The sequence below is a fragment of the Pedobacter sp. genome (assembly GCF_045628745.1).
Lineage (GTDB): Bacteria > Bacteroidota > Bacteroidia > Sphingobacteriales > Sphingobacteriaceae > Pedobacter.
Map to the genome: position 1 here is coordinate 1 of NZ_JAZQPU010000290.1, position 10,106 is coordinate 10,106.

10 protein-coding genes are annotated in these 10,106 nt (G+C 38.2%); all 10 read left to right on the forward strand.

What is annotated here, in order from left to right:
• Positions 1 to 9: 9 nt before the first annotated feature.
• The 10 genes from ruvX (at position 10) to ACR2F7_RS10835 (ending at position 10,062) form a co-directional block, all read left to right on the forward strand.
• Positions 10 to 423: a Holliday junction resolvase RuvX gene (gene ruvX / locus ACR2F7_RS10790; RefSeq protein ID WP_432713579.1), complete on the forward strand. Its 414-nt coding sequence runs from the start codon at positions 10 to 12 to the stop codon at positions 421 to 423.
• A gap of 10 nt (positions 424 to 433) precedes the next feature.
• Positions 434 to 1,069, forward strand: a complete 636-nt coding sequence (locus ACR2F7_RS10795; protein WP_432710357.1) for an O-methyltransferase — start codon at positions 434 to 436, stop codon at positions 1,067 to 1,069.
• A gap of 1 nt (position 1,070) precedes the next feature.
• Positions 1,071 to 1,595 carry a glucosaminidase domain-containing protein gene (locus ACR2F7_RS10800; protein ID WP_432713572.1) on the forward strand — a complete coding sequence of 175 codons (525 nt, stop codon included), beginning with the start codon at positions 1,071 to 1,073 and terminating at the stop codon, positions 1,593 to 1,595.
• A gap of 3 nt (positions 1,596 to 1,598) precedes the next feature.
• Positions 1,599 to 2,471, forward strand: a complete 873-nt coding sequence (locus ACR2F7_RS10805) for a glucosaminidase domain-containing protein (protein WP_432713573.1) — start codon at positions 1,599 to 1,601, stop codon at positions 2,469 to 2,471.
• 14 nt (positions 2,472 to 2,485) lie between these two features.
• Positions 2,486 to 3,277 carry a hypothetical protein gene (locus ACR2F7_RS10810; RefSeq protein WP_432713574.1) on the forward strand — a complete coding sequence of 264 codons (792 nt, stop codon included), beginning with the start codon at positions 2,486 to 2,488 and terminating at the stop codon, positions 3,275 to 3,277.
• A gap of 69 nt (positions 3,278 to 3,346) precedes the next feature.
• Positions 3,347 to 4,342 (forward strand): DUF3078 domain-containing protein, encoded by a 996-nt coding sequence (locus tag ACR2F7_RS10815; protein ID WP_432710361.1) that lies wholly within the window; start codon positions 3,347 to 3,349, stop codon positions 4,340 to 4,342.
• An 85-nt stretch (positions 4,343 to 4,427) separates the two neighbouring features.
• Positions 4,428 to 5,768: a signal recognition particle protein gene (gene ffh / locus ACR2F7_RS10820; protein ID WP_432713575.1), complete on the forward strand. Its 1,341-nt coding sequence runs from the start codon at positions 4,428 to 4,430 to the stop codon at positions 5,766 to 5,768.
• Between the two features lie 827 nt (positions 5,769 to 6,595).
• Positions 6,596 to 7,243, forward strand: a complete 648-nt coding sequence (gene darT, locus ACR2F7_RS10825; protein WP_432713576.1) for a type II toxin-antitoxin system toxin DNA ADP-ribosyl transferase DarT — start codon at positions 6,596 to 6,598, stop codon at positions 7,241 to 7,243.
• A complete protein-coding gene (gene darG / locus ACR2F7_RS10830) occupies positions 7,243 to 8,295 on the forward strand; it encodes a type II toxin-antitoxin system antitoxin DNA ADP-ribosyl glycohydrolase DarG (protein WP_432713577.1) in 1,053 nt (350 codons plus the stop codon). Before darT ends, darG begins: the two co-directional genes overlap by 1 nt.
• A 345-nt stretch (positions 8,296 to 8,640) precedes the next feature.
• Positions 8,641 to 10,062: a YifB family Mg chelatase-like AAA ATPase gene (locus tag ACR2F7_RS10835; RefSeq protein WP_432713578.1), complete on the forward strand. Its 1,422-nt coding sequence runs from the start codon at positions 8,641 to 8,643 to the stop codon at positions 10,060 to 10,062.
• Positions 10,063 to 10,106 lie beyond the last annotated feature (44 nt).

Consider the following 10,106-nt stretch of genomic DNA (forward strand, 5'->3'; position numbering starts at 1 on the left):
ATTTGTAAAATGGCACGTATTATCGCATTCGATTATGGTACCAAGCGTATCGGGGTTGCCGTTACAGATCCACTGCAAATTATTGCGACCGGTTTGGACACTATACACCCCAAGGAAATCCTGGAATATTTAAAAAAATACTTACAAACAGAACAAGTGGAAGCCTTTGTTATTGGAAATCCCAAGCAAATGGACGGCTCACCATCAGCATCTTTTCAGCATGTAAAAGGTTTCTCTACCAGCTTGAAAAAGAATTTTCCAGACATTCCACAATTCTGGGTAGATGAGCGCTTTACCTCTAAACTTGCACAGGAAACGATCATGAAAAGCGGCCTTAAAAAGCAGGACCGCAGGAACAAAGAAAGGGTGGATACCATTGCGGCAACCATCATCCTACAATATTTCATGCAAGAACAGCGTTAATTAAACCCATATGAGCATGATAAATGAAGACCTGCAGCAATTATTACTGAAGTATTGTGAGCCCGAAAGCGAGCTGCTCCAGAAAATTGACAGGGAAACAAACTTAAAGGTGCTGATGCCACGTATGCTCTCCGGACATTACCAGGGTAGGGTGCTCAGTATGCTAAGCAAGCTTATTGCACCACAGCGCATTCTGGAAATAGGAACTTTTACGGGCTATGCAACACTTTGTTTAGCAGAGGGATTACAACCGGATGGAATTCTTTACACATTGGACATCAACACCGAGCTGGAAGATATGGTTCGGAAAAGTTTTGCACAATCCAGTTACGACAAACAAATCCAATATATCCTTGGTGATGCCACAACAACAATCAACACCTTAAACGAGGTTTTTGACCTTGTTTTCATTGATGCGGATAAAAAAAATAATGGTACTTATTACGATTTAATTTTCGACCGCGTGAGGCCGGGAGGGCTCATAATTGTGGATAACGTTTTGTGGAGTGGAAAAGTACTTAGTAATCAACAAGATAAAGACACAAAAAATATTGTTACATTTAATGATAAGATAGCAAAAGACAATCGGGTAGAGAAAATGATCTTGCCCGTTCGCGACGGAATATTCATCATAAGAAAAAAATAATATGATTAAAAAGCTAATGTTTATCTGGATAGCCTTGCTGTTTACAGCAACTGCATCCCACGCTCAAACCACGCTACAATACATCAACAACAATGCAGCTTATGCGCAGCAGCTGATGCGGGAAAACCGGATTCCGGCAAGTATCATTCTCGCTGTTGCTATTCATGAATCGGCCGCCGGCACCAGTAAAATCGCCAAGTACCTTAACAATCATTTCGGTGTAAAAGGGAAAAACTCCAGTAAAGAAATTAAATCAGCTTACAAGGGTTACTCTTCTGTAGAGGATTCCTACGATCACTTCATTGATGTACTTCAAAACAAATCGGCTTTTAGCCGTCTTTTTGACAAGTACGATGAAGATGATTACGTAGACTGGGCAAAAGGTATCCAACGCGGTGGGTATGCACACAGTAAACTGTGGTCTACCAAAGTGATTGCGCTAATTAAAAAATATGAGCTTTTTAAATACGATACCAAGCATGGTCAGTATTTAAATGCTGTTCTACCCTTATCAAAGTTAAAGTAAATAATGAAATACAAGTTACTGTTTTCCCTTCTGATCATCATTTTAGGTTCGTGTACATCAAGAAAATATAGTAAAAACAACCGGCAGATAGAGAAACAAGCAACGAAAAGCAATCCTGATTACACCGCATATTCTACATTGAGTTACATTGATGCTTTTAAAACTGTAGCCATTGAAGAAATGAACTTGTATGGCATTCCGGCAAGCATCATCCTTGCACAGGGAATCCTTGAATCCGGCAGCGGAAACAGCAGCTTAGCTAAATATGCAAACAATCACTTTGGCGTAAAATGTACTTCTGACTGGAAGGGCAAGGGTTATTATAAAGATGACGATCAGCAAAATGATTGCTTCCGTGTGTATAAAGATGCCCGGGAATCTTATAAGGACCACTCTGAATTTTTAAAAAGGAAACGTTACAGCTTTTTATTTGAGCTCGACAAAAACGACTACGTCAATTGGGCACATGGATTAAAACAAGCTGGCTATGCCACCAATCCTCAATATCCTAATTTATTGATCAACCTGATCAATAAATACAAGTTGCATCAATACGACTCTCCGGAAACGGAAAGAGAAAAAATCCTTCGCGAAGACCGTGTATTTACCGAGATCAATGAAAATATTCCGTTGGAGAAACAAAAATTTAAACCTGTGGATGTGCCTGACGCTAAAAAAATAATTGCAGGCGCAGAAACCAGCAAGAATAATAGCACAGGCAGTGTTACAGGCAAAAAGTTTCACACGGTACAGTCAGGAGATACCTTGTTTAACATCTCTAAACGCTATAACCTGACCGTTGATGAACTGAAAGCATTGAACAACCTTTTTGATGTAGGTATTAAAATAGGACAGCAACTACAGGTAGTTAAATAATGTTAATATAAAACATGACATCTTCTGATGTCGTAGTTTTGCAAATAATGAAACTTACAGGACTCTATATATTTTTCTTAATGCTCTCCTGCAGCGCCATGGCGCAAGAAAAAACTTTCCCTGGATTTGTGATGGATAAAAACACGCACCAGCGACTGGCAAAAGTGTATATCTATAACTCCCGTACAGATGCTGCGGTTTACAATAACAATAAAGGTGAATTTACACTGAAGGCCCTCCCAGGCGACACTTTATTTGCTGCGCTACAAGGCTATGCCGTTGATACCATTGTTTATAAAGGACAAAACGCTGTATATTTCCAACTTAATCCTCTTTTCATCAGGTTAAAAGAAGTGAAAATTATCGGCAGCATGCCAAACCCTAAAGAGCAACACGAGAAAACCCTTAAAGAATATAAATATGCTTTAGACAGGGGCAGCTCCAAAGACTTGCTCAACCTTGGCGGTGGTGGCGTAGGTTTGGGCATTGATGCCATTTATAACCTTTTAAGCAGAAAGGGCGCTAATGCACGCAGGCTGCAGGCTATTCTGGAGAAAGATTATAAAGAACAGATCATCGATTTCCGCTTCAGGCCTGAATTTGTACATCGCATGCTTGGCATCAGCGATTTTGAGCTCACCGACTTTATGCAACAATACCGGCCAACCTATGAATTTGTATTGGCCGCATCAGATTATGCCTTCATCGTGTTCATTAAAAATAATTACAAAGCCTATAAAAGAAATCCGGCGGCATTACGTTTAAAACCCCTGCCACAACCGGTTATTGAGCAAATAGCCCCTTAAAAATACTAAAATGTCATTTTGTTCCCTTTTTGGTCTTCGATAAGGAACATTTTTGTTTTCTTTGTATTAATGAAAGGTTTTTATATCAGCATTTTACTGACTTTTTTAGCATCGGCAGGCCTCATGGCCCAGGAGATAGACACCGTACCTATTAACACGAAGGATCTTCAGATCAAGTTGAAACGCAGTCCCCTGCCATCAAAACCGGGTACACTTACTTTTACCCCTCTTTCTATACCTCCAAAAGTGGTGAGTTCCAAAATTAATTATTGGAATACCAAAACCTCTGTGGGCATTAACCTTAACCAGGCTGCTTTTAGTGACAACTGGACAGGTGGTGGTGTAAATTCATTAGCCCTTGCGGGAATTATCAATTATAGGACTGAATACAGAAAAGAGGATTTCAGCTACACCAGTGAGGTTATTTTAAACTACGGAAAAGTAAAGAATAAAAACCAACTGGAGAAGAAAACCGTCGACAGGATTTACTGGGACCATAAAGCGGCTATGCAGTTGTCTAAAAACTGGTATTTCTTTGGATCCGTAAACTTTGAATCGCAGTTTGACAAAGGTTTTTCTTACAAAAGAGAAAACGATGTAGAAAGTACAGATAAATTGCTTTCAAAGTTCATGTCACCGGGTTATCTAACTGAATCTATAGGTTTTGAGTATAAACCAAATTCATACTTTTCCACCAGGATCGGTACAGGTACTGCCCGACAAACTTTTGTTTTAGATACGACCTTATATAGAACTAATAGTAATAATTTTGGTGTCCCAATTGGTTCCACCGTTAAAAATGAACTGGCTTTTCAAATAGTGATCAACTTTGATAAAGACATTTTTCATAACATCAATCTGAAATCTAAATACATGTCATTTATTCCCTATGACAACTTTGGTTACACAAACCATCGTTTGGATGTCGCGCTTACGGCCAAAGTAAACCGTTTCATGAATACTACAATTACTGGTGTTGGGCTTTATGACAGAAATTCACCCTCAGATAAGATTCAGGGAAGCCAGACTTTATCGCTCGGACTGATATTTATATTTCCAAGGTAAAAGATTAAGCTTTTATCGCCGTTCATTCGAGCAAATTTAATAACTTTGCCTTCTACAAAAAATTGAACACTAAGTACTAAAGAAAATGTTTGAGAATTTACAGGATAAACTAGACCGTGCATTTAAAGTCTTAAAAGGACAGGGCAGCATTTCGGAGATCAACGTGGCCGAAACCATGAAAGAGATTCGTAAAGCCCTTTTAGATGCCGACGTAAATTATAAAACAGCCAAATCTTTTACAGATGACGTTAAAGAAAAAGCATTAGGCTTAAACGTTCTTACGGCTGTTTCACCGGGTCAGTTATTGACCAAGGTGATGAATGATGAACTAACGGCCCTCATGGGTGGCGAAGTTAAAGACCTTGATTTAAAAAATAATCCTACTATTATATTAATTGCTGGTTTGAACGGAGCAGGTAAAACTACCTTTTCTGGAAAACTAGCTAATTACCTGAAAGGTAAAGGCAAAAAACCTTTATTGGTTGCTGGTGACGTTTATCGTCCGGCAGCGGTAGATCAGTTGCAGATCTTAGGGGAACAAATCGGTGTACCGGTTTATGCCAATATTGCTTCTAAAGATCCTATTGCCATTGCCATGGAAGGTATTGCTGCTGCAAAAGCACAACACCTGAATGTGGTCATTATTGATACCGCGGGTCGCTTGGCTATTGACGAAGAAATGATGAATGAGATCGCTGCTGTAAAAGCAAGCACTAAACCTCATGAAATTTTGTTCGTGGTAGATGCCATGACTGGTCAGGATGCTGTCAATACAGCAAAAACATTTAATGAAAGATTAGACTTTACCGGTGTTGTATTAACCAAATTAGATGGTGATACACGTGGTGGTGCTGCACTTTCAATTAAATCTGTGGTGAACAAGCCTATCAAATTTATTGGTACCGGCGAAAAGATGGAGGCATTGGATGTTTTCTATCCAGATCGTATGGCTTCCCGTATTTTAGGGATGGGTGATGTGGTCTCTTTAGTAGAACGTGCGCAAGAGCAGTTCGACGAAAAGGAAGCTGCAGAACTACAAAAGAAAATCCGTAAGAATAAATTCGATTTCAACGATTTTTACAACCAGATCCAGCAGATCAAAAAAATGGGTAACATGAAAGACCTGATGGGCATGATACCTGGTGTAAGTAAAATGATGAAGAACGTAGAGATTGAAGACGATGCCTTTAAAGGCGTGGAGTCTATCATTCAGTCGATGACGAAATACGAAAAAGAAAACCCAGACAGTATTGTGCAAAGCAGACGTATCCGTATTGCCAATGGTTCTGGAAATAAAGTGGAAGATGTAACCAAGCTGATCAAACAGTTTGAAGACATGCGTAAGGTGATGAAACAATTCTCTAACCCCGCTGCTGCCGCTAAAATGATGAAAAATATGCCTAAAATGCCGCAAGGAAAAATGTAGGTAAAAAGATAACCACCCATTACCATTGAGGTAAGCGTGGGCGGAAACAAATATCGCATTGTCGGCTTGCCCGCAATGCGATTAAACAAATTTGCGGACAATAGATATACTGTTCAAAAGCAGAGCTTTGAGTGCCACAAAAAAAATGTTATTATTGCTACCCCAGATATCACAATAGAAGGTTCCTCTTATGACATTTCCAATTCCCTTCGCTTTTTAACGACTTAAGTTAAATAAGAACTCCACTCAATATTCATTATGGCAGAACTTTCCTAAGTCTATCATCTTTACTAAATAATTAACAACAATATGATGAAAAATATGCCAAAAACCCCCAAGGAAAAAATGTGGAGTGACATTAATTTTATCATTAGCAATAATTGTATTCCCTACAATTATTAGAACTATTCCTTCCCTTATCTCCTAATTTTTGAGGCCATATAAGTTTATCTCCTCAGGCTATCTTTACGTTTTCATTTTGACCACAGTACTCATATTGTATTTAATACTTTATCTCCTGCTCCGGTACAGGTTTATATGAAGTAATCCTATCGATCTAAACAGATGCGGTAATCACTGACATGGAAGAGGTATCAACACGATTAAACCTATTATATTTAAAATTAAAATGTGCAAAAAAACCGTCGTAAATTTCTGGAATAACCGAAAGACTTTCCCTTAAATTAATGAATATTAGAGAAGAATACTTGGAGAAAACTTTTGAAATAAACATTCGAATTATAATTAGTTTATATAGTCATTGCAACAGCTCTATTTAGATTTATCTACGGTGTTAATGATATTATTATTTAATATTGCAACTAATTATGGCTTCTCAAGATCTAAGTAAAATTTGGCTATTTAGGATTATACATATAGATAACCTCGAATATTCACTAAAATATGGAATGTTTCATAAAAATCATGTTAATGCAGATCCTAATTATATTAATATAGGCGATAGCGGTCTAATTGAGCAAAGAAGCTCTTACAATGTGGGGATAAACCCACCTAATGGTCTGTTAGGTGAATATATCCCTTTCTATTTTGGGCCTTTATCCCCTATGCTTCTGAATATAAAAACTGGATATCGAGGTGTGAAACAACGACCACAACAAGATATTGTATATATTTGTTGCGATATTAGCAGCATAATATCGAATTGTGACTTATGGTGTTTTACTGACGGCCATGCAAAGAATGCATTAACCATGTTTTACAATAATATTGAAAACATTGGAAATATAAATATACAATTAGCAAATGAACGATACTGGATCAATACTGACCAGGATCTTGACAAGATGAGAAAAAAACAAGCAGAGTTTCTTGTGAAATTTCATGTTCCCGCAAAATGTATTAGTAATATTGTCGTTTATAATGAAATGTCTAAAGACCGAGTTGACCAAATTATTCGTAATTTGAACATGGATATCAAAGTGCATATTAATCCATCAAACAAATACTATTACTAATGCAATATATTAAAGGTAATTTATTAGAAGCCAAAACTGAGGCACTTGTAAATACAGTAAATACTGTAGGAGTGATGGGGAAGGGTATTGCCTTACAATTTAAAGAAACCTTTCCTGGTAATTATAAACAATATCTAACTGCATGCAAACAAGGCACTCTCATGCCTGGGAAACTTTTGGTTGTTAAAGATCATACTCTTGAAGGTGAGAAGTGGATCATTAATTTTCCTACAAAAACTGAATGGTATAAAAAATCTCAATATGATTATATAGAACGTGGGTTAGCTGAATTAGTTAATGTTATCGAAAAATATAATCTTAAAAGTATTGCATTACCACCATTAGGGTGTGGAAATGGTGGGCTAAATTGGGATAAAGTAAAACTAATGATTGAGAAGCATCTTAACCCTATAGAGAATGTTGACATTGTTGTTTTCGAACCTAATGAAAGAGTTAAACAAATTTTGAAAGAACAGGAAAGTTCAAAAAAAATTAAATTAACCCCTGCAAAAGCGACTTTACTATACTGCATGTTCTATTATGATTCCTTAGGAGAGAACACTAGTTTGTTCATTGCAAATAAATTAGCATATTTCTTGCAAAGGTTAGGGGAACCAAGCTTGAGATCACTAAAATTTGAAGCTCATCTATATGGCCCTTATACTGTTCAAGTTGATCACATGGTTCAAAACATGAATGGAACCTTTATTAAAGGCCTTGAACAAATGCAGGCTAAGGCCTTTGAACCATTAGAATTGCAATACGACCGTCTTCAAGATGTTAGTGATTATGTCAAAAAAGAATTAAGTTCTACTCAACGGTCAATTATAAAGCAGTTAGTAAAACTTATAGATGGATATCAATCAGCACTTTCTTTGGAAATACTTGCTTCTATTGATTTAATTAAAAGAGATTATCCAGGAATAACGAAGGAAGAGACTAAAATTAAATTGAAAAGCTGGTCAGCAAGAAAGAGTCAACTTTTTCAAGATAGATATATTGAAATTGCATGGAATCACTTAGACAGTTATAGTCAAGCATTAGCATTCTAAATGCAAATATTAGCCTCACTGTATTCAGTTCTAAGATAAAAGAATCGATATTATTCATTTAATGCCTATTCTTATAAACTCATTATTGAATGAAATTTAAGATCATTATAATACCCGGCTGAGAATATTGTTGCTATGCCTTAATTAAAGGGTAATTAAACCGTTATAAAAAGTGTAATTCGTCAACGAATTCTTATTAATTCACTAATCGCCATCGTTCATTTCTAGTAAGTAATTAGGAAAAGTAATATTTATATGCAAAAACACCCAAGGAAAAAATGTAGGTAAAAAGATAACCACCATCACTTCGTTTTTAGCTAAATTGGCTTATTTGATTAATTAAATATGCTGGTAAAGACCTTTGGAAGCGCAGTGTTTGGTGTCAATGCCCTCACCATTACCATTGAGGTAAGCGTGGGCGGCGGAAACAAATATCACATTGTCGGCTTGCCCGACAATGCGATTAAAGAAAGTTTGCGGAGAATAGAAAGCGCTATTCAAACAGCAGGACTACGAATGCCACGACAAAAAATTGTGGTTAACCTTGCTCCCGCAGACATCAGAAAAGAAGGCTCCTCTTACGACCTTCCCATTGCCATCGCTATTTTAGCGGCCTCAGGGCAATTAGAACAAAAAGATCTCCATCAATACTTCATAATGGGAGAACTGTCCTTAGATGGCGGCCTACAACCCATAAAAGGCGCACTGCCCATTGCCATCCAGGGCAGGTCGGCCGGCTTTAAAGGTTTCATCCTCCCCCTTGATAATTCCAGGGAAGCCGCTATCGTAAATGAACTAGAAGTTTATGGCATGAGCAACCTGCAGCAGGTCATTGCTTTTTTCAATAACAAACAGACATTTGAGCCTGTAGTAGTCAAAACGCGGGAGTTGTTCGAAGAAAATGTAAACCAGTATGAGCATGATTTCGCTGATGTAAAAGGACAGGAAAACATCAAGCGTGCCTTGGAAATTGCCGCCGCAGGTGGTCATAACTTGATCCTGATTGGTCCTCCGGGCGCAGGTAAAACCATGCTTGCTAAACGCCTGCCCACTATTTTACCTCCCCTAAACCTTCATGAAGCTTTAGAAACCACTAAAATCCATTCTGTAGCCGGTAAATTAACTGCAGCGGGCTCTTTAATGACCGAAAGACCCTACCGGAGCCCTCACCACACCATTTCAGATATGGCGCTCGTCGGTGGTGGTGCGTACCCTCAACCGGGAGAAATCTCCCTGGCACATAATGGCGTTTTATTTTTAGATGAGCTGCCGGAGTTCAAAAGATCTGTTTTAGAAGTCATGCGACAACCCCTGGAAGATAGGCAGGTAACCATATCAAGGTCACGCTCCAGCGTAGAATATCCTGCAAGTTTCATGTTAATTGCTTCCATGAATCCTTGCCCTTGTGGCTTTTACAACCATCCCGATAAAACCTGTATTTGTGGCCCAGGCATGGTGCAGAAATACCTCAGTAAAATATCAGGTCCTTTATTAGACCGCATAGACCTGCATGTGGAAGTAACCCCTGTTCATTTCAATGACCTTTCTTCTATAACTGAAGGGGAAAGAAGTGCGAGCATCAGGGCCAGGGTAATTATGGCCAGAGAGTTACAGAACATCCGCTTTAAAGCCAATTCGGCTTTACATTGCAATGCACAAAGGGAGAGATTGGCAGCGAGTGCAGCAGCAGAATTGATTGTGAGGCAAAGTTTGGCTAGTGGTGGACAGATTGGTGGGTTCGGAACGAATAACTTACCAAGGTGGTAGTTGAGAGGCGTTTGAGATGTGATGAAAGTATGATTATGCGAGAT

Bases quoted from the DNA above. Each gene is read 5' to 3' on its own strand.
- ruvX (WP_432713579.1), top strand. From the start codon at position 10: ATGGCACGTATTATCGCATTCGATTATGGTACCAAGCGTATCGGGGTT.
- ACR2F7_RS10795 (WP_432710357.1), top strand. From the start codon at position 434: ATGAGCATGATAAATGAAGACCTGCAGCAATTATTACTGAAGTATTGT.
- ACR2F7_RS10800 (WP_432713572.1), top strand. From the start codon at position 1,071: ATGATTAAAAAGCTAATGTTTATCTGGATAGCCTTGCTGTTTACAGCA.
- ACR2F7_RS10805 (WP_432713573.1), top strand. From the start codon at position 1,599: ATGAAATACAAGTTACTGTTTTCCCTTCTGATCATCATTTTAGGTTCG.
- ACR2F7_RS10810 (WP_432713574.1), top strand. From the start codon at position 2,486: ATGACATCTTCTGATGTCGTAGTTTTGCAAATAATGAAACTTACAGGA.
- ACR2F7_RS10815 (WP_432710361.1), top strand. From the start codon at position 3,347: ATGAAAGGTTTTTATATCAGCATTTTACTGACTTTTTTAGCATCGGCA.
- ffh (WP_432713575.1), top strand. From the start codon at position 4,428: ATGTTTGAGAATTTACAGGATAAACTAGACCGTGCATTTAAAGTCTTA.
- darT (WP_432713576.1), top strand. From the start codon at position 6,596: ATGGCTTCTCAAGATCTAAGTAAAATTTGGCTATTTAGGATTATACAT.
- darG (WP_432713577.1), top strand. From the start codon at position 7,243: ATGCAATATATTAAAGGTAATTTATTAGAAGCCAAAACTGAGGCACTT.
- ACR2F7_RS10835 (WP_432713578.1), top strand. From the start codon at position 8,641: ATGCTGGTAAAGACCTTTGGAAGCGCAGTGTTTGGTGTCAATGCCCTC.